The sequence below is a fragment of the Arsukibacterium sp. MJ3 genome (genome assembly GCF_000987765.1).
In the GTDB taxonomy this organism is placed as follows: Bacteria; Pseudomonadota; Gammaproteobacteria; order Enterobacterales; family Alteromonadaceae; genus Alishewanella.
In genome coordinates this window covers 1-502 of record NZ_LAHP01000157.1, presented here as the reverse complement: position 1 = coordinate 502, position 502 = coordinate 1, and the positions used below count along the sequence as shown (strand labels likewise).

Here is a 502-nt window from a genome sequence, read left to right as displayed (position 1 = left end):
AGAAGACGTTACTACCACATCAAATTCAGTGTCAGCCGCTAAATCGCTACCGGCGACATCAACAGACCAGCTGCCATCGGCTTGTACGGTAGTGGTGTAAGTGACGCCATTGATAATCATGGTCACCACATCGCCTGGGGCAATATCGCCGCCAGTAGCAGTGCCCGTTACGATAATAGTACCTGCAGCTTCTGCCGCATTAACGATATCATCGGCAGTAATGTTATTGACCGTGACGGTGCCGGCAGTGGCGCTAATATCAACGGTATGCGTAGACGTTTCAGTTGAATCTACAGTATTACCTGCGGCGTCACTGGAAGTAACCACCACATCAAATTCAGTGTCAGCGGCTAAGTCGCTGCCGGCGACATCAACTGACCAGCTGCCATCGGCTTGTACGGTGGTGGTGTAGGTTACGCCATTAATTATCATGGTCACCACATCGCCTGGGGCAATATCGCCACCAGTGGCAGTGCCGGTAACGGTAATAGTACCTGCAGCT

The 502-nt window shown here is 51.8% G+C and carries 1 protein-coding gene; it reads right to left on the bottom strand.

All coding sequences use genetic code 11. The annotated features are described in order from the left end of the window. The coding region (locus tag VT06_RS17265) for an Ig-like domain-containing protein (protein ID WP_046555569.1) at positions 1–502 on the bottom strand (502 nt) is incomplete at both ends.